This is a genomic window from Goodfellowiella coeruleoviolacea, from assembly GCF_024171785.1.
In the GTDB taxonomy this organism is placed as follows: domain Bacteria; phylum Actinomycetota; class Actinomycetes; order Mycobacteriales; family Pseudonocardiaceae; genus Goodfellowiella; species Goodfellowiella coeruleoviolacea.
This window is the reverse complement of the sequence record NZ_JAMTCK010000016.1, coordinates 141702-163547: the sequence shown is the minus strand read 5'-3', so window position 1 is coordinate 163547 and position 21846 is coordinate 141702. Positions and strand designations below refer to the sequence as shown.

Annotated in this window: 18 protein-coding genes; 9 read left to right on the top strand and 9 right to left on the bottom strand. The window is 74.4% G+C overall.

All coding sequences use genetic code 11. From position 1 onward, the window contains the following. The first annotated feature begins 114 nt into the window (after positions 1 to 114). Positions 115 to 2181, top strand: coding sequence for a glycosyltransferase family 39 protein (locus LX83_RS29875; protein WP_253777360.1), 2067 nt, complete (start codon positions 115 to 117; stop codon positions 2179 to 2181). Between the two features lie 62 nt (positions 2182 to 2243). On the opposite strand, the gene LX83_RS29870 is transcribed toward LX83_RS29875, so the two are convergent. Continuing rightward, on the bottom strand, positions 2244 to 3482 hold the full coding sequence (locus LX83_RS29870) for a S8 family peptidase (protein WP_253777358.1): 1239 nt from the start codon (positions 3480 to 3482) through the stop codon (positions 2244 to 2246). 430 nt (positions 3483 to 3912) lie between these two features. On the opposite strand from LX83_RS29870, the gene LX83_RS29865 reads away from it, so the two are divergent. Together LX83_RS29865 and LX83_RS29860 are read left to right on the top strand one after the other, a co-directional pair. Then, positions 3913 to 5199: a glycosyltransferase gene (locus tag LX83_RS29865; protein ID WP_253777356.1), complete on the top strand. Its 1287-nt coding sequence runs from the start codon at positions 3913 to 3915 to the stop codon at positions 5197 to 5199. 130 nt (positions 5200 to 5329) lie between these two features. Continuing rightward, entirely contained in the window at positions 5330 to 7375 is a 2046-nt protein-coding gene (locus tag LX83_RS29860) for an ArnT family glycosyltransferase (protein WP_253777354.1), read from the top strand. Here LX83_RS29860 and LX83_RS29855 read toward each other — a convergent pair. Both LX83_RS29855 and LX83_RS29850 read right to left on the bottom strand, forming a co-directional pair. Next, the gene (locus LX83_RS29855) at positions 7348 to 9594 is read right to left on the bottom strand and encodes a HelD family protein (RefSeq protein WP_253777514.1); all 2247 of its coding nucleotides are present in this window, start codon (positions 9592 to 9594) and stop codon (positions 7348 to 7350) included. The genes LX83_RS29860 and LX83_RS29855 overlap by 28 nt on opposite strands. A 221-nt stretch (positions 9595 to 9815) precedes the next feature. Next, the gene (locus tag LX83_RS29850) at positions 9816 to 10724 is read right to left on the bottom strand and encodes a LysR family transcriptional regulator (RefSeq protein WP_253777352.1); all 909 of its coding nucleotides are present in this window, start codon (positions 10722 to 10724) and stop codon (positions 9816 to 9818) included. Positions 10725 to 10847: 123 nt separating this feature from the next. Between LX83_RS29850 and LX83_RS29845 the strand changes: the two genes are divergently transcribed. Beyond that, positions 10848 to 12116 carry an MFS transporter gene (locus LX83_RS29845; protein ID WP_253777350.1) on the top strand — a complete coding sequence of 423 codons (1269 nt, stop codon included), beginning with the start codon at positions 10848 to 10850 and terminating at the stop codon, positions 12114 to 12116. Positions 12117 to 12118: 2 nt separating this feature from the next. Here the strand turns inward: LX83_RS29845 and LX83_RS29840 are convergent, their stop codons facing one another. From LX83_RS29840 to abc-f, 4 genes are all read right to left on the bottom strand, one after another. Continuing rightward, a complete protein-coding gene (locus tag LX83_RS29840) occupies positions 12119 to 12508 on the bottom strand; it encodes a PPOX class F420-dependent oxidoreductase (RefSeq protein WP_253777348.1) in 390 nt (129 codons plus the stop codon). A 56-nt stretch (positions 12509 to 12564) separates the two neighbouring features. Further along, positions 12565 to 13851: an erythromycin esterase family protein gene (locus tag LX83_RS29835; protein ID WP_253777346.1), complete on the bottom strand. Its 1287-nt coding sequence runs from the start codon at positions 13849 to 13851 to the stop codon at positions 12565 to 12567. Positions 13852 to 13935: 84 nt separating this feature from the next. Next, a complete protein-coding gene (locus LX83_RS29830) occupies positions 13936 to 14589 on the bottom strand; it encodes a CatB-related O-acetyltransferase (RefSeq protein WP_301329129.1) in 654 nt (217 codons plus the stop codon). 49 nt (positions 14590 to 14638) lie between these two features. Beyond that, positions 14639 to 16258, bottom strand: coding sequence for a ribosomal protection-like ABC-F family protein (gene abc-f, locus LX83_RS29825; protein ID WP_253777344.1), 1620 nt, complete (start codon positions 16256 to 16258; stop codon positions 14639 to 14641). 198 nt (positions 16259 to 16456) lie between these two features. On the opposite strand from abc-f, the gene LX83_RS29820 reads away from it, so the two are divergent. After that, complete coding sequence (locus LX83_RS29820) at positions 16457 to 17068, top strand: TetR/AcrR family transcriptional regulator (RefSeq protein ID WP_253777341.1); 612 nt, start codon at positions 16457 to 16459, stop codon at positions 17066 to 17068. 190 nt (positions 17069 to 17258) lie between these two features. Next, positions 17259 to 18023 carry an NAD(P)-binding domain-containing protein gene (locus LX83_RS29815; protein WP_253777339.1) on the top strand — a complete coding sequence of 255 codons (765 nt, stop codon included), beginning with the start codon at positions 17259 to 17261 and terminating at the stop codon, positions 18021 to 18023. A gap of 25 nt (positions 18024 to 18048) precedes the next feature. Here the strand turns inward: LX83_RS29815 and LX83_RS29810 are convergent, their stop codons facing one another. Continuing rightward, positions 18049 to 18381, bottom strand: a complete 333-nt coding sequence (locus LX83_RS29810; protein ID WP_253777338.1) for a hypothetical protein — start codon at positions 18379 to 18381, stop codon at positions 18049 to 18051. On the opposite strand from LX83_RS29810, the gene LX83_RS29805 reads away from it, so the two are divergent. Further along, positions 18380 to 18757, top strand: coding sequence for a TetR/AcrR family transcriptional regulator C-terminal domain-containing protein (locus LX83_RS29805; RefSeq protein WP_253777336.1), 378 nt, complete (start codon positions 18380 to 18382; stop codon positions 18755 to 18757). The genes LX83_RS29810 and LX83_RS29805 overlap by 2 nt on opposite strands. On the opposite strand, the gene LX83_RS29800 is transcribed toward LX83_RS29805, so the two are convergent. Continuing rightward, positions 18697 to 19059 (bottom strand): ArsR/SmtB family transcription factor, encoded by a 363-nt coding sequence (locus LX83_RS29800; RefSeq protein WP_253777334.1) that lies wholly within the window; start codon positions 19057 to 19059, stop codon positions 18697 to 18699. The genes LX83_RS29805 and LX83_RS29800 overlap by 61 nt on opposite strands. Before the next feature lie 129 nt (positions 19060 to 19188). Between LX83_RS29800 and LX83_RS29795 the strand changes: the two genes are divergently transcribed. Beyond that, complete coding sequence (locus LX83_RS29795) at positions 19189 to 20550, top strand: NAD(P)-binding domain-containing protein (protein ID WP_253777332.1); 1362 nt, start codon at positions 19189 to 19191, stop codon at positions 20548 to 20550. 303 nt (positions 20551 to 20853) lie between these two features. Beyond that, the gene (locus tag LX83_RS29790; protein WP_253777330.1) at positions 20854 to 21717 is read left to right on the top strand and encodes an alpha/beta hydrolase; all 864 of its coding nucleotides are present in this window, start codon (positions 20854 to 20856) and stop codon (positions 21715 to 21717) included. Positions 21718 to 21846: the final 129 nt, after the last annotated feature.

Sequence of the window (21846 nt, the reverse complement as noted above, 5' to 3'; positions counted from 1 at the left end):
CCCGGTGGTGGCGTGAGCACCCGCCGCCACCGGCTCCCAGCCAACGCACAGCTCCCAGCCAACACACAGGTTGTGCACGCGTTCGACACAGGCTGGTTCGCCACGCTGTTGACCATGACCGCGTCGACACTGCCCAACCCCGCGCCCGCCGTGCCGGCGGCCGACGTCCCCGCTGCCGCGCGGTCGCGCGGTGTCGGTCGGCTGCTGCGCGGCGCCCCCACTGATCCGCCCTGGGCCCGGCCCGGCCTGCTGGTGCTGCTGGTGGCCACCGCGGTGCTGTACCTGTGGGGGCTGGGCGCCTCCGGCTGGGCCAACGCCTTCTACTCGGCCGCGGCGCAGGCCGGCGGGCAGAGCTGGAAGGCGCTGTTCTACGGCTCCTCCGACCCGGCCAACGCGATCACCGTGGACAAGACGCCGGCCGCGCTGTGGATCATGGGGCTGTCGGTGCGGCTGTTCGGCCTGAACTCGTGGAGCATCCTGGTGCCGCAGGCGCTGCAGGGCGTGGCCGCGGTGGGTCTGCTGCACGCCACGGTGCGGCGCTGGTTCGGCCCGGGCGCGGCCCTGGTCTCCGGCGCGGTGCTGGCGCTGACCCCGGTCGCGGTGCTGATGTTCCGCTTCAACAACCCGGACGCGCTGCTGGTGCTGCTGCTGGTGGCCGGCGCCTACTGCCTGGTGCGCGCCGTGGAGACGGCCAGCACGCGGTGGCTGGTGCTGGCCGCGGCGCTGGTCGGGTTCGGCTTCCTCGCCAAGATGCTGCAGGCGCTGCTGGTGGTGCCGGCCTTCGCCGGCGTGTACCTGCTGGCCGCGCCGACCCGGTTGCGGCGCCGGCTCGGGCAGCTGGCCCTGGCCGCGCTGGCGCTGGTGGTGGCGGCCGGCTGGTGGGTGGCGGTCGTGGAGCTGGTGCCGGCCGAGGACCGGCCGTTCATCGGCGGCTCGCAGGGCAACAGCATCCTGGAGCTGACCCTCGGCTACAACGGTTTCGGCCGGTTGACCGGTGACGAGGTCGGCGGGCTGGGCAACCTCAACTTCGACGTGGGCTGGGCGCGGCTGTTCGACAACGACATGGGCGCGCAGATCTCCTGGCTGCTGCCGGCCGCGCTGGTGCTGGGCGGCTTCGGCGGGTGGGTGCACCGGCGGGGCCCGCGCACCGACCGCGGCCGGGCCGCCTTCCTGCTGTGGGGCGGGTGGCTGCTGGTCACCGGCGTGGTGTTCAGCTACATGAACGGCATCGTGCACGCCTACTACACGGTGGCGCTGGCCCCGGCGGTGGCGGCGCTGGTGGGCATGGGCGCGGCCGTGGCCTGGCGGCTGCGCGAGCAGGTCGGCGCGGTGGTCCTGTTCGTCACCGCGGCGATCACCGCGGTGTGGGCGTTCCTGCTGCTGGGCCGCACCGCCGACTGGCTGCCGTGGCTGCGGGTCGTGGTGCTGGTCAGCGGGTTGTTCGCGGCGCTGATGCTGTTGACCCTGGGTCACCTGGCCAGCCGCGCCGGCCAGGTGGTCGGCGCGCTCGGGGTGGTCGCCGCGCTGGCCGCGCCGACCGCGTACGCGCTGGTCACCGCGGCCACCCCGCACACCGGCGCGATCCCCTCGGCCGGGCCGAGCACCAGGGGCGGCGGCGGCCCGGGCCGGCTGGTGATCATCACCGGTCCCGGTGGTGGACCCCAGGGCGGGGCCGGCCGGCAGCCCGGCGCGGTCCAGGGCGGCCCCGGCCAGGACGGCGGCCAGTCCCGGCCGGGGCGGGGCCGGGGCGACGGCACCTGGTTCCCTGGCGGCGGCACCGGCGAGGCCGGGCCGGTCCAGGGCGGCCCCGGCGGGCTGCTCGACGCGGTCACCCCGAGCGCCGAACTGGTGGAGCTGCTGCGCTCCGGTGCCGAGTCCTACACCTGGGCCGCGGCCGTGGTCGGGTCCAACAGCGCGGCCGGCTACCAGTTGGGCGCCAACGTGCCGGTGATGGCCGTGGGCGGGTTCAACGGCACCGACCCCGCGCCCACCCTGGAGCGGTTCCAGGAGTACGTGCGCGCCGGGAAGATCCACTACTTCATCGGTGGCGCCGGCTTTTCCGCCCGAGGCACCGAGAGCGGCGGCAGTGACGCGGCCCAGCGCATCGCCGAGTGGGTCGCCGCCACCTTTACCGCGTCCACAGTGGACGGAACGACGGTCTACGATCTGACCAGCGAATAGCCGGTCGCCGGGGTGGCGGCCCGCCGGACGCCGGGGTCCGCGGGCCGCCGCCGGCCACCCCGCTACAGCCCGGCCGTGTAGAGCAGCAGGTTCGGCGTGTCCGCCGGGGGCGGCGGGTGCTGGATGCGCTGCCTGGTGGCGTTGTCGCCCAGCCAGTCCCGGATGGCGTGCTGGCCGCTGGCGCCGGTGGCCTGCTCGTACAGCGCGACCACCCCGGTGACGTGCGGCGCGGCCATGGACGTCCCGGTGAGCGCGCCGACGCGGCCACCCGGCAGGGTGGAGACGATGTCGCTGCCCGGTGCCAGCAGCCGCACGCACCGGCCGTGGTTGCTGTAGTCGGCGAACCCGTCCTCCGGGGTGCTCGCGCCCACGGTGAACGCGCCCTCGGCCCTGGCCGGCGAGTAGTCGCACGCGGCGTCGGCCTGGTTGCCGGCGGCCACCACGGTGAACACCGTGCGCGCGAGGTGGGCGACGGCCGCGTCCAGCGGGTCGAAGCGGGGGCTGGTGACCGAGATGTTGGCGACCGCCGGGCGCACCGCGTGCGCCGACACCCAGTCGATCCCGTCGATGAGCTGGGACAGCGGCCCGGCGCCGGCGCAGTCGAGCACCCGGACCGCCACCAGCCGGACCCGCCTGGCCACGCCGTAGCCGGCACTGCCCACGGTCCCGGCCACGTGCGTGCCGTGGCCGGCGCAGTCCGCGCCGTGCCGGCCATCGCCCACCGAGTCGTGGCCCACGCTGGCCCGCCCGCCGAACTGCGGGTGGCTGACGTCGATGCCGGTGTCCAGGATGTACGCGGTCACCTCGGCCCCGTCGTGCTGCACGGCGTAGGGCCCGGCCGGGAGCTGCTCGCGCCGGTCGATCCGGTCCAGCCCCCACGAGCCGGCCGCGGCCACCCGCGCGGTGCTGCCCGACTGGTGCGCTACGCGCACGGGGCCCGACTGGTGCGCTACGCGCACGGTGTCGGTCTGGTGCGCTACGCGCACGGGCCTGTCCTGGTGCAGGGACACGAACCCGGGCAGCGTCCGCACCGCCCCGACCTGCTCGGCGCTGAGCCGGGCCGCGAAGCCGTGCAGTGCGCTGCGGTAGACGAACAGCGGCTGGACACCCAGCGCGGTGATCGCGTGCTCGGTGGCGGCGGGGTCGGCCAGGGTCACCACGTACTGGTCCGGGATCGCCCGGGAAACCGCCGGGGGAACGGCCCGGGAAACGGCCTCGCCGGCAGGATCACCGCCGGCCGGCGGTGCCTGCGCGCACAGCAGCAGCGCGGTGGCCACCAGCGCCTTGCCCCAGGTGTGCATGCCGTTCTCCCTCGCGGCGGACTGGTCACCACCGCGGCGACCGCCTCCGCAGCGCAGTGTTGGCAGCGGCGGGCATGAACACCAACGGATTCCCTCCACCGGGGCACACCCCGCTCGGCCGGCACCGACCGGCCCGGGTCGCACCACGCCCACCGGTCGCGGGAAACATCGCACCGATCAGGGGATCTTCCCCACGGGCCGGCGCTGTCCAGTGGGCGCGGCGTGCTCCGTTCGGGCCACAGCCGCCACCGGAACAGGGGAAAAGCCGGCGGCACCGGTCAACCCGCGTCCCCGGCCCCGGCCGTGCCAGCGCGCGACCAGCTCCCGGAGCGGTTCGCCGGAACGGTGGGCCAGCCGGCGACCCCGGCTCACAGCTCGCGCACAGCTGGGACACATGGACGGCCCAGCAGGCGTCGACATCGTGGGCGCCATGACGACGACCACCACCCAGTTCGAGCCCCAGCCCACCGCCGGACTCCACCAGCCGTTCGGCCGCCGGGTCAGCGCGCCGGCCGTGCGCGTCGACCCCCGCGACCCCACCCCGGTGCTGGACGTGGTGGTGCCGGTCCACAACGAGCAGCACGACCTGGAGCCGTGCGTGCGCCGGCTGCGCCAGCACCTGCTGGAGACGTTCCCCTACCGGTTCCAGATCACCGTGGCCGACAACGCCAGCACCGACGCCACCCTGACCATCGCCCAGCAGCTGGCCCGGGAACTGCCCGAGGTCACCGTGGTGCACCTGGCGCAGAAGGGCCGCGGCCGGGCGCTGCGCGCGGTGTGGTCGGCCTCGCCCGCCGCCGTGCTGGCCTACCTGGACGTGGACCTGTCCACCGACCTGGCCGCGCTGCTGCCGCTGGTGGCGCCGCTGCTGTCCGGGCACTCCGACCTGGCCATCGGCAGCCGGCTGGCGCGCGGCTCGCAGGTGGTGCGCGGCCCCAAGCGGGAGGTCATCTCCCGCTGCTACAACCTGCTGCTGCGCGGCACCCTGGCGGCCCGGTTCACCGACGCGCAGTGCGGGTTCAAGGCGATCCGCCGGGACGTGGCCCAGCGGCTGCTGCCCGTGGTGGAGGACACCGGCTGGTTCTTCGACACCGAACTGCTGGTGCTGGCCGAACGCGCCGGCCTGCGCATCCACGAGGTGCCGGTGGACTGGGTCGACGACCCGGACAGCCGGGTGGACATCGTCGCCACGGCCCTGGCCGACCTGCGCGGCATCGCCCGGCTGGGCAAGGCGCTGGCCACCGGCGCGCTGCCGGTCAGCCAGCTGCGCGCGCAACTGGGCCGGGACGCGCCCGCCCCGGCCCCGGACGTGCCGGCCGGCCTGCCCCGCCAGCTGGTCCGGTTCGCGGCGATCGGCCTGGCCAGCACCGCCGCCTACCTGCTGGTGTTCGCCGTGCTGCGGACCGGTCTCGGCGCGCAGGCCGCGAACCTGCTGGCGCTGCTGGTCACCGGGGTGGCCAACACCGCGGCCAACCGCCGGTTCACCTTCGGCGTGCGCGGCCGGCGGGGCGCCGGCCGCCACCAGTTCGAGGGGCTGCTCGTGTTCGCGCTCGGGCTGGCGTTGACCAGCGGCTCGCTGGCGCTGCTCACCGCGGCCAGCACACCGGGCCGGCTCACCGAGATCGCCGTGCTGGTGCTGGCCAACCTGGCCGCCACGGTGCTGCGGTTCCTGCTGCTGCGCGGCTGGGTGTTCCACCCCCGCCGCCAGGCCCGCTGACCGGCCGCGCCACCACCCGCCCGGCCGCGCCGCCCCGGCCGCACCGCCGGGTCCCCGGAGCCGGCCGACGCCGCCCGGCCCGGTCCCCGTCCCCGTTGTCCCGCCCCACCCCGCACGAGGAGCAAGATCGATGACCACCTCGACCGCGTCGCGCCCTCGGGCGCACCGGCCAGCGCACCGCCTCCAGGTGCGCGCCACCGCCCCGCCGGCGACCGGCCGGCTGAACCGACTGCTGGTCAGCCCGGTCGACCAGCCGGGGTGGGCCCGGCCGGGGCTGGTGGCGCTGCTGGTCGGCACGGCCGTGCTGTACCTGTGGAACCTCAGCGACTCCGGCTACGCCAACGGCTTCTACGCGGCGGCGGCCCAGGCCGGTTCGCAGAGCTGGACAGCGCTGCTGTTCGGGTCGCTGGACGCGGGCAACGCGATCACCGTGGACAAGCCGCCGGCCGCGCTGTGGGTCATGGGGTTGTCCGCGCGGCTGTTCGGCTTCTCCAGTTGGAGCGTGCTGGCGCCGCAGGCGCTGATGGGCGTGGCCTCGGTCGCCCTGCTGCACGCCACCGTGCGCCGCTGGTTCGGGCCGGGTGCCGCGCTGCTGGCCGGCGCCGCGCTCGCGCTCACCCCGGTGGCCGTGCTGATGTTCCGGTTCGACAACCCGGACGCGCTGCTGGTGCTGCTGCTGGTGGCCGGCGCCCACTGCCTGGTGCGCGCCACCGAGACGGCCAGCGCGCGCTGGCTGGCGCTGGCCGGCGCCGCGATCGGCTTCGGCTTCCTGACCAAGATGCTCCAGGCGTTCCTGGTGCTGCCCGCGTTCGCCCTGGTCTACCTGGTGGCCGCGCCGACCGGGCTGGGCCGGCGGGTCGGCCACCTGCTGCTGGCCGCGCTGTCCGTGGTGGTGTCGGCCGGCTGGTTCATCGCGCTGGTCGAGCTGTGGCCGGCGGACTCGCGGCCCTACATCGGCGGCTCCACCACCAACAGCCTGCTGGAGCTGGCGCTCGGCTACAACGGGCTGGGCCGGATCTTCGGCGGTGCGGGCAACGGCGGCGGTGGCGGCGGCATGGGCGGTGGCGGCAACGCCGGGTTCGGTGGCGCCACCGGCATCACCCGGCTGTTCGGCACCAGCATGGGCAACGAGATCTCCTGGCTGCTGCCGGCCGCGCTGGTCGCGGTGGTCGCCGGGCTGTGGTTCACCCGCCGCGCGCCGCGCACCGACCGGACCAGGGCCGCGCTGCTGCTGTGGGGTGGCTGGCTGCTGGTCACCGGCCTGGTGTTCAGCTACATGAGCGGCACCGTCCACCCGTACTACACGGTGGCGCTGGCCCCGGCCGTGGCCGCGCTGGCCGCGATCGGCGCGCGCGAGCTGTGGCGGGGCCGGCACAACCGGTCGGCGCGGGCCTGGCTGGCCGGCCTGATCGCGGTCACCGCGGTGTGGGACGTGGTGCTGCTGGGCCGGGTCGACTCCTGGCTGCCGGCGCTGCGCTGGGTGGTGTTCGGGGCCGGCGTGCTGGTGGCCACGACCGTGCTGGTGGGTGTCGACCGGTTCCGGCGCGCGGCGACCGTGCTGGTCACCGCCGCCCTGCTGACCGGGCTGGCCGGCACCGCCGGCTACGGCCTGGCCACGGCCGCGGTCGCGCACTCCGGGTCCATCCCGATGTCCGGCCCCGGCTCCGGGTCCGACGCAGGCGGGCCGGGCGGCGGCACGGGCGGCCCCGGCGGGATGGCCGGCCCTGGCGGCAGCACCGACGGCGACACCGGCCAGGGTGACCGCGACGGCCAGAGCGGCCGGGGTGACCGCGGCGGCATGGCGGGCGGGCCGGGCGGCGGCACCAACGCCGAGCTGACCGCCCTGCTCACCGCCACCGACACCACCTGGGCGGCGGCGATCTCCGGATCCAGTGCCGCGGCCGAGCTGGAGCTGAGCACCGGCAAGTCGGTCATCGCGCTGGGCGGGTGGAGCGGCACCGACCCCGCACCCACCCTGGCCGAGTTCCAGCGGTACGTGGCCGACGGGCGGATCAGCTACTACCTCAGCGGCGGCATGGGTGGTGGCGGTGGCCGGGGCGGCCCGGGCGGCGGGACCAGCAGCACCAGCGAGATCGCCGACTGGGTGCGGCAGCACTACACCGCCACCACCGTGGGCGGCCAGACCGTCTACGACCTGACCGCGCCCACCGGGTAGTCGCGCGGCTCCAGCCGGTCCAGCACCGGCGGCAGCTCACCCGGGTGCAGCACGCCGAGGCGTTGCGTCGCCCGGGTGAGCGCCACGTACAGGTCGCTGAGCCCGCGCGGCGACTCGGCCACGATCCGCGCCGGGTCGACCACGAGCACCGAGTCGAACTCCAGGCCCTTGGCCTGGCCGACGCCGAGCACCACCACCTGGCTGTCCAGGTCGGTGGGCTGGTCGACGCTGCCGCCCAGCTCGGTGATCCGGCTGGTGGGCACCAGCACGGCCAGCCGACCCCCGCCCAGCCCGGCCAGTTCCGCGGCGACCAGCTCGGCCAGCCGGTCGGCCAGCTCGGCCGGGTCCACCCGCAGCCGCCACGGCCGCACGCCGGCGTCCCGCACCGACGGCATCACCTCGGCGGCCGGGTCGATCGCGGCCAGCACGTCCGCGGCCACCGCCATGACCTCGCTGGGCGTGCGGTAGTTCACGGTCAGCCGGCGCAGCCGCCAGCGGTCGGCCACGTACGGGTGCAGCACCTGCGCCCACGAGGTGACCCCGGCCAGGTCGCCGGTCTGCGCGAGGTCGCCGACCAGGGTCATCGACCGGGACGGGCAGCGCCGCATCAGCACCCGCCAGGCCATCGCCGACAGCTCCTGGGCCTCGTCCACGATCACGTGCCCGAACGTCCAGGTGCGGTCGGCGGCGGCGCGCTCGGCCGCGGTCATCGGCGGGGTGTCGTCGTGCCGCGCGGCCAGCTCCTCGGCGTCGAGCAGGTCGGTGGCGATCAGCTCGTCCGGGTCGACCTCCTCGGCGTCCAGCTCCATGATGTTGAGCACGTCCTGGGCGTAGGCGACGCGCTCGGCGTGCTCGCGCTCGGCCTGGGCGCGTTCGGCGCTGGTGTCCTCGCCGAGCAGTTCGGCGGCCTCGTCCAGCAGCACGGCGTCCGCCGGGGTCCACGCCTCGCCGTCCTCGCGCAGCAGCAGGGCGCGCTGCTCGTCGGGGTAGTCGGGCATGGCCGCGGCCAGCCGCTCGGCCGAGGTGAACAGGTCGGCCAGCAGCTGCTGCGGGGTCAGTTCCGGCCACAGCCCGTCCAGCACCTCCCACAGCTCCGGGCTGTCCTGGAGTTCCCGGTTGATCTCGGCGAGGTCGCCGGCGTCCAGCACGTCGATGCCGAACTCGGCGGTGAACCCAGCGGCGACCTGCCGGACCAGGGCGTCGATCACGGCCTGGCAGAACACCGGCCGGGCCAGGTTGTGCCGCACCCCGGAGTCGCGGGCCCGCTGCCGCGCGCTCGCGCAGGTGGCCGCGTCCAGCCACACCACCTCGTCGTTGCCGTAGCGGATCGGGACGGCCTCGTCGGGCAGTTCCTGCCGGTCGCGGATGGCGGCGGTGAGCACCTCGACCATGTCCAGCCGGCCCTTGAGTTCGGCGGCCTCGGCGGGTTCCACGGCGCGCGCGTCCACCCCGGGGTAGAGCTGGCCCACGGTCTGGGCGAGCACGCCGGTCTCGCCCAGCGACGGCAGCACCTGGTCGATGTAGCGCAGGAACGTGGTGTTGGGGCCGACCAGCAGCACGCCGCGCCTGGTCAGCCGCTCGCGGTGGGTGTAGAGCAGGTAGGCGGCCCGGTGCAGGGCCACGGCGGTCTTGCCGGTGCCCGGACCGCCCTGCACCACCAGCACGCCGTGCGCGTCGGCGCGGATGATCTCGTCCTGCTCGGCCTGGATGGTGGTGACGATGTCGCGCATCCGCCCGGTGCGGTCGGCGTTGAGCGCGGCCAGCAGGGTGGTCTCGCCGGTCAGCCCGCGCCGCGGGTCGCCGGCCCCGTACCGGTCCACCGCGCTCGGGTCGAGCACCTCGTCGTCGATGCCGGTGACGGTGCGCCGGCTGGTCCTGATGTGCCGGCGGCGGCGCACCCCGTCCGGGGCGGCGGCGGTGGCCACGTAGAACGCGGCGGCGGCCGGGGCGCGCCAGTCCATCAGCAGTGGCCGGTACTCGTCGGCCGGGTCGAACAGGCCGATGCGACCGATGTAGCGGCGCTGTCCGTCCGCCAGGTCGAGGCGCCCGAAACACAGTCCGTTCTCGGCCGCGTCGAGCTGCGCGATCCGGTCGGCGTACAATGCCACGGACGCGTCCCGCTCAACGCGTGCCTGGGGATTTCCCCCGTTTTCCCGCAGTGTCGTGGCCAACTGGGCCGAGGCTTGTTTCCGCTGGTCGTCGAGGCGCCGGTAGAGCATGGTCAGGTATTCCTGCTCGCGAGCGATCTCCTCGCCGACATCACTCGAAACAGTTGACAACAAACCCACCCTCTTGCTATCGTGAAAGCCGTTCGGCTCGGTTATTGGCGTTCCTGACAGAACCCCTACAATACCGAGCCGTTGGTGTTTTCACCGCATTCCCCGGCTGTTCCGCCGGTTTTCTCACACCGGCACACCGGCCATTCCGGGTACTCCGGTGTTCACCCCGCCTTCGGTGTCTCCAGCGCGGGCGTGGCCCGCAGGTGCTGGCGCAGCGCGACCAGCGCGGGATGCGGGTTGTCGCGGTGCCAGACCAGCGAGTGCGGGTAGGCGGGGGTCGGGTCGCGCAGCGGGATGTAGCGCAGGTCGTGGCGGGGCGGCCACAGCGGGCGGCACCACTCCCCGGCGAAGGTCGACAGCGTCGGCGACTCGGCGATGGTGTCCATCAGGTGCTCGATGCCGAAGTGCGGACCGCTGGCGTCGATGGTGAACCCGAAGGTGGCGGCCAGGTCCTCGTAGTAGGCGGCCCACTCGGTGCCCCTGACGTGGCCGGGCATCCAGACCCGGTGCCCGGCCAGCCGCGCCGGGGTGAGCGCGGACGCGTGGGCGAACTCGTGGCCCGGTCCGACCAGCAGGTCCAGTGCCTCGTCCAGCACCCGGGCGCTGGCCACCCCGTCCGGGAGCTGCCGCTGGGGGTCGGCGACCGCGCGGATGGTGGCGTCGACCGTGCCGTCGCGCACCGCGCTGATCGCCGTGTCCGCGTCGAACAGCATCACCACGTCCAGTTCGATCTCCGGGTGGGCGCGGTGGAAGTCGCGCAGCAGGGCCGCTGGCGCGACGCGGCTGCCGATCACGTCCACGCGCAGCGCCCGCCGGCCGGGGCGCACCGACGCGAGGGCGTGCTCCTCGGCCTGCAGCAGCGCCCGGGCGTGCGGCAGGAACGCCCGCCCGTCGGTGGTGAGCCGGGCGCCGCGGGGCGTGCGGGTGAACAGCCGCACACCGAGGTCGGCCTCCAGCGCCGCGACCCGCTTGGACGCCGCCTGCTGCGTGATGGCCAGGTCGTCGGCGGCGAGCTGGAACTGGCCGGCGTCGGCGACGGCGACGAACGTCCGCACGGCCGCTAGGTCCACGGCGCAGACCCTAACCGCACAACCAGCTGTTGTGCCGGGATGGCCGTCCGGTTGTTGGATTTCCACCGCGCCCGCTCGCTTTGATGTCCGCCGGTGATCGCGGGGCGGGCGAGAGGTGGCGGGGTGGCGGCGAGACGACGGCTGGGACGGCGGTTCGGCTGGTTGTGGGCGGCCTACGCGGTCAGCGCCTACGGCACCGGACTGGGCTTCGGCGCGTTGCCGCTGCTCGCCGTCCTGGTGTTGCAGGCCAGCCCGGCCGAGGTCGCCGCGCTGGCCGCGGTGGGGCCGGCGGTGGGCGCGCTGCTCGCGGTGCCGCTCGGGCCCTGGGTGGAGGCGCGGCGCAAGCGGTCGGTGCTGGTCGCCGCGGACCTCGTCCGGTTCGCGGTCCTGCTGACCGTCCCGCTCGCCTACGCCCTGGGCTGGCTCGGCTTCGCCCAGCTGCTCGTCGTCTCGGCCGTGCTGGCCGCCGCCAAGATCGCCTTCGCCGCGGCCAGCGGCGCCTACCTCAGAACCGTGGTCCGGCCGGAGGACCTGCTCGTGGCCAACGCCCGGTTCGAGTCCACGACGTGGAGTGCCACCGCGGTCGGGCCACCGCTGGGTGGCGCGGTGATCGGCCTGTTCGGCCCGGTCGCCACCGTGCTGGCCGACGCGGTCAGCTACCTGCTGTCCGCGCTGGGCATCACCGCGATCCGCGGCCGGGAGCAGCCCCCGCGCCGGACCGGGCGCGGCCGGGTCAGCGCCGGGGAGCTGGTCGCGGGCTGGCGGCACATCCTCACCCACCCGGGTCTGCGCGCGCTGCACCTCAACGCCGTGCTGGTCAACGGGCTGATCATGGCCACCGAACCGCAGCTGGCCGTGCTCATGCTCGGCCAGCTCGGCTTCCCGCCCTGGCAGTACGGTCTGGCGTTCGCCGTGCCGTGCGTGGGTGGGCTCATCGGCTCGCGCCTGGCCCGCCGGGTGGTGGCCCGGTACGGCCAGCACCGGGTGCTCCGCACCGCCGGCGCGCTGCGCGCGGTCTGGCTGATCGGCCTGGTCCTCGTCCGACCCGGGGCCCTCGGCCTGGCCACCGTGATCGCCGTCGAACTCGCGATCATCCTCAGCGTGAGCCTGTTCAACCCGGTGCTCGCCACCTACCGGCTGGAACACACCCCGGCCGACCGCACCGCCCGCACCCTGTCGGCCTGGTCGATCAGCACCAGCGTCGGCATCGCCACCTGCACGGCGCTGGCCGGCGTGCTCGCCGACGCCACCGGTCCGCGCACCGCGATCGCGGCCGCCGGCCTGCTCGCCCTGCTCACCCCGCTGCTGCTGCCCCGGCACGACCAGCCGCCCGCGCCCGGCCGGCCCACCGGGCCCTCGACGACGGCCAGGCACACCGCCGTCGAGCGGTGAGGTCACACCGCGCGGCTCGCGCGCGGCCCGTCCAGTCCCCACGAGACGATCCTGGTGGGGGTGATCCGGATGACCTCCCGGGACATGCCGGGCACGGGTGGCTCCTGGTCGGTCAGCGCCACCGCCCGGCCCCGGATCTCGATGCCCCGGGGCGCCCACGGGTCGACCGTCGCCAGGTCGTCCACGACGAACGCGACCGTGCTGCCCCGCTGGACGTTGCGGAACTTCTTCGACCGGCCCAGCGCGCCCCCGCCGATGACGATCGTGCCGGTGTCGGCGTCGACGAAGAAGTTCGTCGGGTTGTTCTGCACCTGCCCGTCGGGTGCGACGGTGGCCAGCCGCCCGATGTGCTGGGTGGCCAGGTAGTCGAGTTCGGCTTGGGTGAAGGTCATGGGGTGTTCGTCCGCTCGTCGCTGTGGTCGGCCGGGGCCGGTCGGGGTGGGCCGGTTCAGATGTGCAGGTCGTCGACGGCGGTGGCGGTCGGCGTGTTGATGACACCGTCGAACGCGTCGAGGACGGGGGTGTGCACGTAGGTGCTCTGCAGGCGGACGCGGTCCGGGCCGGGGGCGGCACCGGTGGCCTCGCGGCGCGCCCGGCGCAGGTCGGCGAGGCCGGTGCCGAGCCCGGCGGCGGCGAAGGCGGCCTCGACGCTTCCGGGTTCCGGCGGGCCCAGCGGGGTGTTGTCGATGGTGAAGCCGAAGGGCGTTGTCTCGTCGCGGCGCATCTCCGCGGTGTGCCCGGTGGTGCTCGTCAGGGCGAGGGCGAAGTAGTCGTCGCCGAGCGAGCGGTGCAGGTACTGCCCCATCGGGAACCCGGTGAGCTGGCCGTTGAAGGCGATCGACGTCTTCTGGATGTGGGCGTTGTGGGCCACCAGCACCACGCGGGTGCCTGGGTCGAAGCGCTCCAGGTGCCAGCGCACCGACCCGGCCATGTAGCTGTCGCGGGCGGAGGTGTCGGCGGTCAGGCCGGTTCCGGCGAACAGGCCGGCCATGGCCCGGAAGGCGTAGTCGGCGTGGCAGGCACCCTCCAGGCGGCGCAGGGCGATGTCATAGCTGTGCTGGTCACTGCGGGACACGTAGTGCCCTTCGAGGGCGCGGAACCGGATGAGCAGGCGCGCCAGGCCCGCGCTGAGCGCGTCCTGTTCCGCGGTGTCCAGGCGCGCCCACGCGGGTGCGGCCACGGCCCCGGAGTGGCCGGCGAACGACGCGGCGATCCGCGTCGCCGCCTCGACCGCCGGCAGGGTGTCCGGATCGACCTCGCGCAGGTAGTCGGCGACCGGGGCCAGCGAGGGCAGCAGGGACCCGCCGGCCGCCGGGATGTCGACGCCGGCGAAGCGCACCGGTCGCGCGGCCGTGCGGTTGTGCTGGCGGACCCAGCGCAGTGGCTCCTCAAGCCCCACCGGGACCGCCGAGGCCAGGTGCGCGGACAGGTCGTCGTCCGCGCCCTCGCCCCGCACCCAGGCGTCGAGGGGGAAGCCCTCGCTGAAGCCGTACTCGAAGGCCAGGACGGTGAACCCGCAGCGCTCGACCAGGAACCGCAGGACGCGTTGGCGCAGCAGGCTGAACTCGCTGATGAAGTGGGAGTGCTCGCCGACCGCGACGACGCGCGCGCCGCCGATGATGTCGCCCAGCGGCTCCAGGTCGTCCAGCGGCGCCGCCGGGTCGAGGTGGGTGAGCGGGACGGCGTGGTCGCGGAGCCAGCCGGCGAACGGGGTGTGCGTGGTGGGAGCAGGCATGCTGATGACTCGATTCGCGGGTGGTTGGGGGTGGTGTGGTGCGGGAACGCGGGCGTGGGTGACCGGTGCGGGGCCGCGGCCGGGTCACCGGGGTGGCAGCGCGGCCGCGGCCGCCGCCAGGTCGTCGACGCTGCCGGACATGATCGTGCGAACGTGTTCGGTGATGTGCTGGAGCGGCCAGTCCCACCAGGCCAGGTCGAGCAGGCGGGCGATGTCCGCGTCGCTGTGGCGGCGGCGGATCAGCCTGGCCGGGTTGCCGCCGACGATGCCGTAGTCGGGGACGTCGTCGACGACAACGGACCCGGAGGCGATGATCGCGCCGTGGCCGATGCGGACGCCGGGCATCACCGTGGACCGGTAGCCGAACCAGACGTCGTGGCCCACCACGGTGTCGCCCCGCCCGGGCAGGCCGGTGATCAGGTCGAAGTGCTCGGCCCAGGAACCGCCCATGATCGGGAAGGGGAACGTCGACGGCCCGTCCATGCGGTGGTTGGCGCCGTTCATGATGAACCGCACGCCTTCGCCCAGCGCGCAGAACTTCCCGATGACCAGCTTCTCCGGCCCGTAGTGGTACAGCACGTTGCGGGTCTCGAACGCGGTCGGGTCATCCGGGTCGTCGTAGTAGGTGAACTCCCCCACCTCGATCAGCGAAGAGGTGACCAGTGGTTTCAGCAGCACCACGCGCGGCTGCCCCGGCATCGGGTGCAGTGCGGTGGGGTCGGCGGGCACAGGTGGCATGCCTGTCTCCATTCTTTCGGTGAGGGGTGTGCGCGGGTGTGGGGGTGTGTCAGGCGGTGGCGACGCGCGGCGCCGCCGGCCGCATCGCCAACTGCGCGCCCTGCCAGCGCTGACGCAGCCGGCGGTCGTGGCTGACGACGACGAGGGTGCCGGTGTGGTCCGCCAGGGCGGCTTCCAGCTCCTCGACCAGGGCGGGCGAGAGGTGGTTGGTGGGCTCGTCGAGCAGCAGGACCTCGGCCGGCTCGCTGAGCAGGCGCGCCAGGGCGAGCCGCTGCCGCTGCCCGGTGGACAGCCGGCCGACCGGCACCGAGAACTGCTCGGGGTCGAACAGGCCGAGGGCCAGCAGCCGGTCGGCGTGCTCGGCGCGCGCACCGGCCCGACCGCGGGCGAAGGCGGCCAGCAGCGGCTCGCCCGGGTCCCCGACGTGCGGTTCCTGCGGCAGGTAGGCGATCCGGCCGCGGCGGGTGACGCTCCCGCTGTCGGGCACGAGTTCGCCGGCCAGCACGCGCAGCAGGGTGCTCTTGCCCGTTCCGTTCGGCCCCGTCACCAGCAGGCGCTCGCCCGCCGTGACGGTGAGGCTGGTGCTGGCGAGCCGGTCCGTGACGGCGACGTCGGCGGCGTCGAGCACCACGCCCCGCATGGGCCGGGCCCGCAGCACGGGGGTGAAGCGCAGCGGCTGCGGCGGTGGCGGGACCGGGTCGGCCAGCAGGCGGCGCAGCCGTTCCTCGGCGTTGCGCACCCGGCTGGCCACCGACTGCTGCACCCGGCCGCCCGCCCGGTCGTAGGCCATCTTGTTGCCGTCCCGCATCGGACGCCCCGGCGCGACCTGGCGGGCCGTGGTCGCGGCGGCCTCGCGGAGCCGGTCGACGTCGGCGCGCCACTGCTCGTGCGCCTGGGCCCAGCGCTGCCGGGCGGCCGCCTTCTCGGCGAGGTAGCCGGCGTAGCCGTTGCCGTACCGGACGACGCCGTGCCGGTCGGCGTCCACCTCCAGCAGGCTGGTGGTGACGCGTTCGAGGAAGGCCCGGTCGTGGGAGACCACCACGGTGGTGCCCCGCCGGGCGCGCAGGTGTTCCTCCAGCCAGACCAGGGCGCTCTCGTCGAGGTGGTTGGTCGGCTCGTCCAGCAGCAGGACCTCGGGTGCCGCCGCCAGCACGGCCGCCAGCCGCAGCCTGACCCGCTCGCCACCGGAGAGACCGCCCACGGTGCGGGCGCGGCCGACCAGCCCCAGACCGAGTCCGTGCAGGGCCCGCTCCACCCGGGCGTCGGCGTCGTAGCCGCCGCGCAGCTCGAAGATCGCGGTCAGCTCGCCGTACTCGGCCAGAGCCGACTCGGTGCCCTCGGCCATCGCCGCCTCCAGGCGGCGCATCCGCTCCTCGACCGCACGCAGATCGCTCAGCGCCTGGTCGATGACCTGCTGGACGGTCGCGTCCAGCGGCAGCCGCCCGTCCTGGGCGAGGTAGCCGACGCCGCCGTCGGCCTGGACGACGATCCTGCCCTGGTCGGGTTGTTCCCGCCCGGCGAGCAGGCGCAGCAGGGTGGTCTTGCCCGATCCGTTCTCACCGACGATCCCGGTGCGCTCACCCGCGGCGAGCGCGCAGGTCACCGAGTCAAGGACGAGCCTGCCGTTGTAGGACTTGCTGACCGCGAGCGCGGTGATCTGGGTGGGCATGCGTGCACTCCAAAGCATTCGAGGACGGGACAGCCGGCACGGGCTGTCCGGCTGCCGGGCGAAGGCTTTGGAAGAACATTGGTGACCCCATTAGTGCGACAACTGATGCATTAAGATCCTGCCATGCCGTTGCCCCCTGAGCAACCCCCTTACCAGCGATGACTTCCCCAGCACCGCGACCGGAGGGCACCCACCCCCATGCCACCACCCCAGCGCCGCCCCGGCGGCCGCACCGCTCGCATCCGCCGGCAGGTGCTCGACGCGGTCCTCGCGGAACTCGCCGAGCGCGGTTATGACGGGCTCACCGTGGAAGCCGTCGCCGCCCGCGCCGGCGTGCACCGCGCCACGGTGTACCGGCGTTGGGGGGACGTCGGCGGCCTGCTCGCCGACGTCCTGGACGCGGCCGGCGACGACGCCTGGCAGCCCCCGGACACCGGTTCCCTGCAAGCGGACCTGGCCGCGCTCAACCGCGAGATCCGGGACGCGCTGACCGCGCAGCCGCCGATCGTGGCGGCCCTGATCGCCGCCTCGTTCCGCTCCGAACAGGCCGAACACGCCCAGCGGCGACTCTGGGAGGACCGGTACGCCCGCTGCGAGCGCGTGGTCACCCGGGCCGTCCAGCGCGGCGAACTCCCGCCGCACACCAACGCGCGGCGCCTGCTCATCGCCGCCACCGCGCCCGTGTACCACCAGCTGGTGCTGCTCCGCACGCCACCCGACCCGGACCTGCCCGAGCAGGCGGCCCGCACGGCCGCCATCGCCGCGGCCGCCGGCGCCTTCACCGAGCCCCCACCGGATGGCGACACCTGACGGCGGACTGGTCTCCCCACCCCGGGAAACGGATTTGCACTTGGTGTTGCACGCACCGCGTGCATAATGGACACGCGCCTGCTGCGCGGTGAGCACCGGAGCCGGACCGGTCGGCGAGAACGGCCGAGGACCTGACCGCCCGCCGCGCCGCGGAGAACCCCCTACCAGGCCGCACGGTGAGGAGAACACGGTGAGACGCATCGGCATCATCGGAGTGGGCGAGATCGGCCGGGCCATCGTGCTGGGCCTGCGGCACGGGGGCGACACCTCGACCGAGGTCTTCCTCTCCCCCCGGGGCGCCCGCACCGCCGCCGAGCTGGCCGAGCACCACGCGGGCGTGCGGGTGTGCGCCAGCAACCAGGAGGTGGTGGACCGCGCCGAGCTGGTGATCATCGCCGTGCGCCGGCCCGACCGGCACGAGGCCCTGGCCGGCCTGCGGGTGCCCGGCGACCGGATCGTGGTCAACGTGATGGCCGGGGTCGGCCACGACGACCTGCGGCGGACGCTCGGCACCGACGCCCCGCTGGTCCGGGCCATCCCCCTGCCCGCCATTCGGGAACGCCGCTGCGTCACGGTGGTGCACCCGGCGCACCCGGAGGTGAACTCGCTCTTCGAGCGGTTGGGTGGCGTGCTCCCCGTCGCGGACGAGGCCGCCTTCACCGTCTTCTCCGCGCTGACGGGGACGCTGACCACCCACTACGCGTACCTGGCCGCGCTCACCGCGTGGGCCGCCGACCACGGCATCGCCGCCGACGACGCCGAGCGCTACGTCCGCGACCTCTTCCAGGGCGTCGGCCGCGCCCTGCACGACCAGACCCGCTCCCTGCGCCAACTCGCGGCCGACCACGAGACCCCGGGCGGGAGCAACGAGCGCGTCCGCACCACCTGGTTCGACGCGGCCAACGCCGCGGCGCTCACCACGGTCCTCGACGACCTCCTCGCCGAGCTGCGGTAGCCCCGGCCCGGGCGGCCCACCCTGGTCAGCCGAGCGAGACGGCGAGCAGGGCGATGGCCGAACCGGCGAAGACCACGGTGTTGCGGATGTGCGCCTGGGCCCGAACCCAGCGGGGAAAGGCGTTCTCCGCGGCCCTGAGGAAGGGCGCGACCTGGACGCGCGCGAGTTCCGGGTCGCCCTTGCGCTGGAACGCGGCGGTCACGGAGCGCACCGCGGTGCGGTTGCTGTAGACGATCACCACGTTCATCAGCAGGACCAGCGAGGAGAAGACCCAGGTCAGCGGCTGGGCCAGCCCGGCGCCGGCGAGGTTGCGGGCGGCGATCGCGGCCACCACCACGGCCACCGACCTGCACGGCATGTTCACCCGCCACCCCTGGCTGGTGCAGGTCCTCGCCAGCTACGTCGTCTACGGCCACAGCAAGGCCCGCCACGACGACCACAGCCTCGCCGTCTACGAGACCCCCGGTTTCACCGCCGCCCAGGCCGACCAGGCCGCCACGGCCGTCTTCACCTACGTCCTCGGCAACGCGACCGGCACCGCCGCGACCGCCTCCCTCACCCGCAGGCTCGACCAGGACCACACCGCCGAGGAGCAGTTCCACGAGGCCATGACCAAGGCCCGGGAGATCGCCGAGCACTACCCCCGGCTGCGCGCCCGGCTCGGCCGCGCCGGTCAGGGGCGCGGGGCGAGCAGGGCCGACATCGCGGCGACCACCGACGGCGCCACCCGGTAGTACACCCAGGTGCCGCGGCGCTGCGAGGTGAGCAGACCGGCGTCGCGCAGCTTCTTCAGGTGGTGGGAGACGGTCGGCTGGGAGACCCCGACGTCGGCGATGTCGCACACGCACGCCTCCCCGCCGGGGTGCGAGGCGATCTTGGAGAACAGGCGCACCCGCACCGGATCGGACAGCGCCTTGAACATCACGGCCACCTTCTCCGCGTCAGCGGGCGAGAGTTCGCCGGCGGTCAGCGGCGGACAGCACGGGACGACCGGCTCCTCGGCCAGGGGAAGCGACACCGGCTGCGACTTCGACATGCATCTATGTTGACATCTGTCGATACAGCGAGCAAGCTGCCGCTACATAGACAAACGTCGAAGTATTGGTGGTGCCGCTCCCCTGGCTGGGCTGCCGCACCACCGCACCGCAGCGAGAGGACGCCCGTCATGACCGCATCCACCGACCCCCTGCCCGTCGCGGTGATCGGCGCCGGCCCGGTCGGCCTGGCCGCCGCCGCGCACCTGCTCGACCAGGGCCTGGAACCCCTGGCGCTGGAAGCCGGCCCCACCCCCGGGGCGGCGGTGCGCGAGTGGGGCCACGTGCGGCTGTTCTCCCGCTGGTCCGAACTTGTCGACCCCGCCGCCGAGAAGCTGCTCGCCCCCACCGGCTGGAGTGCGCCCGACCCGACCACCTACCCCACCGGGGCCGACTGGGCCGAGCACTACCTCGACCCCCTCGCGGCCGCCCTGGGCGCGCGGGTGCGACTGAACACCCGGGTCACCGGCGTGGCCCGCGCCGGCCGCGACCGCGTGGTCGACTCCGGCCGCGACACCCAGCCCCTCACCCTGCACGTGGTCACCCCTGACGGTGCGGAGCAACGCCTGACCGCCCGAGCCGTCATCGACGCCTCCGGAACCTGGACCACGCCCAACCCGTTGGGCGCCGACGGCCTGCCCGCCCTGGGCGAGACCGCCGCCGCCGACCGCATCACCTACCGGGTCCCCGACCTGCGCGACCCGGACACCCGGGCCCGCTACGCCGGCAGGCGGGTGGCCGTGGTCGGTTCCGGTGCCTCGGCGTTCACCGCCCTGGCCGCACTCGCCGACCTCGCCGCCCAGGCCGAGGGCACGCACGCGGTGTGGGTGCTGCGCCGCGGCCTGACCGCGAACACCTTCGGCGGCGGCTCCGCCGACCAACTCCCCGCCCGGGGCGCGTTGGGCCAGCGCGCCAAAGCCGCCGTCGAGGCCGGACACGCCACCGCCGTCACCGGTTTCCGCACCACCGCCGTGGAACGCGGCGACGACGACCGGCTGGTGCTGGTCGACGAGTCCGGCCGACGCCTGGCGGCGGTGGACGAGGTCCTGGTGCTCACCGGGTTCCGCCCCGACCTGTCGATGCTCACCGAACTGCGCCTGGGCCTGGACGACCGACTGCAGGCCCCGGTCGCGCTCGCACCGCTGATCGACCCCAACGTCCACTCCTGCGGCACGGTCTACCCGCACGGCGCCGCCGAGCTGTCCCACCCGGAACAGGGCGTCTACCTGGCCGGGATGAAGAGCTACGGCCGCGCCCCCACCTTCCTGGCGCTGACCGGCTACGAGCAGGTGCGCTCGATCGCCGCGAAGCTGGCCGGCGATGACGAGGCCGCCGCCCGGGTGGAGTTGGTGCTGCCCGAGACCGGGGTGTGCGGCGGGGCCGGCCTGTTCGACCAGCCCGAGCAGGCCACCGCCACCAGCGGTGGGGGCTGCTGCGGCACCGGGCCGGTCACGGTGCGGATCGGCACCGCCGTGTCCCGCGGTGGCTGCTGAGCCTGCGAACAACAACCAGGGGGGCGGCGGCGGTCACCGACCGCGGTGACCAAAGTGGACAGTGGCGTGCGCGCGCGTCGCTCGCCACCGGCCAACGCCACGTGGGTGGGTGAGGTCACCAGCTGGCTCGCCGAAAGTCGGCGCCCCCAACGCAAACGCGCTGCTACGCTGATCGACATGAGTTCCGTCATCCACAACTGGCAGGCCACGCGCACGCGGTCGACGTTCTGACCGTGGTGCCGGCCGTCGCCGGCATCGGGGTCCACGTCCGCCACTCGCCTCCGGATGACAAGGATCTTCACCATGCGCGTCAACTCGCGCCCCACTTTTGTCTTCGTTCACGGCGGTTCCAGCAACTCGCGGGCCTGGGGCCCGTTGCAGAACGAGCTGGCCCTGCTCGGACACCGTTCGCACGCCGTCGACCTGCCCGGCCACGGCGACCGCGCCGACAGCCCCGCCGCCTACTACCAGCAGCCCCAGGACCTCGTGGCGCTGGCCGCCGCTCCCTCCCCGATGCGTGGTGTCACGTTGCGGGACAACGTGGAGCACGTGGTGAACGCCGTGCGCCGGCTCGCCGAACACGGGCCGGTCGTCCTGGTCGGCAACAGCCTCGGTGGCCTGACGATCAGCGCCGTCGCCAACGCCGTGCCGGACCTGCTGGACCGCGTCGTCTACCTCTCCGCGCTGTGCCTCAGCAGCCCGGCCATGCTCACCGAGCCGTGGGACGTGGTGGACGACAACCTGCTGGACGCGGCGGCGGCGCGGATTTCCGTGCCGGACGTGCGCGACCCCGCGGTGGCCCGGCTGAACTGGCGCAGCGCCCACGCCGACCCGGCCCTGTTCGCCCAGCTGAAAACCGCCATCATGGCCGACGCCACGGACAACCAGTTCCGGGCGCTGCTGGACGCGATGGACCCGGATGAGAACCACTCGGTGCTGGAGCCAGGGGCCCTGGTCCGGGCCGACCGATGGGGCCGCGTTCCGCACACCTACGTCCGCCTGTCCGAGGACCGCAGCATCACCCCGGCCGTGCAGGACTACATGATCCGGAAAGCGGACGAGCTGACCCCGGACAACCCGTTCGAGGTGCACACCCTGGCCGCGTCACACGTCGGCTACTTCAGTCGGCCGCAACCCTTCGCGGACCTCCTGGCCAGCCTGGTCTAGCCCCCGTCCGGCGTCCCCGCCGCCAGTCGTCGCGGCGGCGGGGGCATCTGGGCGCGGCCGCGCAGCGCCAGTTCGGCGAAGATGCGGGCCACGTATGTCTTGACCGCAGCCGCGCTGAGCGTGAGTTCC

Coding starts and splice junctions, on each gene's coding strand:
- LX83_RS29875 (WP_253777360.1), top strand. CDS start 115: ATGACCGCGTCGACACTGCCCAACCCCGCGCCCGCCGTGCCGGCGGCC.
- LX83_RS29870 (WP_253777358.1), bottom strand. CDS start 3,482: ATGCACACCTGGGGCAAGGCGCTGGTGGCCACCGCGCTGCTGCTGTGC.
- LX83_RS29865 (WP_253777356.1), top strand. CDS start 3,913: ATGACGACGACCACCACCCAGTTCGAGCCCCAGCCCACCGCCGGACTC.
- LX83_RS29860 (WP_253777354.1), top strand. CDS start 5,330: ATGACCACCTCGACCGCGTCGCGCCCTCGGGCGCACCGGCCAGCGCAC.
- LX83_RS29855 (WP_253777514.1), bottom strand. CDS start 9,594: ATGCTCTACCGGCGCCTCGACGACCAGCGGAAACAAGCCTCGGCCCAG.
- LX83_RS29840 (WP_253777348.1), bottom strand. CDS start 12,508: ATGACCTTCACCCAAGCCGAACTCGACTACCTGGCCACCCAGCACATC.
- LX83_RS29835 (WP_253777346.1), bottom strand. CDS start 13,851: ATGCCTGCTCCCACCACGCACACCCCGTTCGCCGGCTGGCTCCGCGAC.
- LX83_RS29830 (WP_301329129.1), bottom strand. CDS start 14,589: ATGCCACCTGTGCCCGCCGACCCCACCGCACTGCACCCGATGCCGGGG.
- abc-f (WP_253777344.1), bottom strand. CDS start 16,258: ATGCCCACCCAGATCACCGCGCTCGCGGTCAGCAAGTCCTACAACGGC.
- LX83_RS29820 (WP_253777341.1), top strand. CDS start 16,457: ATGCCACCACCCCAGCGCCGCCCCGGCGGCCGCACCGCTCGCATCCGC.
- LX83_RS29805 (WP_253777336.1), top strand. CDS start 18,380: ATGTTCACCCGCCACCCCTGGCTGGTGCAGGTCCTCGCCAGCTACGTC.
- LX83_RS29810 (WP_253777338.1), bottom strand. CDS start 18,381: ATGCCGTGCAGGTCGGTGGCCGTGGTGGTGGCCGCGATCGCCGCCCGC.
- LX83_RS29800 (WP_253777334.1), bottom strand. CDS start 19,059: ATGTCGAAGTCGCAGCCGGTGTCGCTTCCCCTGGCCGAGGAGCCGGTC.
- LX83_RS29795 (WP_253777332.1), top strand. CDS start 19,189: ATGACCGCATCCACCGACCCCCTGCCCGTCGCGGTGATCGGCGCCGGC.
- LX83_RS29790 (WP_253777330.1), top strand. CDS start 20,854: ATGCGCGTCAACTCGCGCCCCACTTTTGTCTTCGTTCACGGCGGTTCC.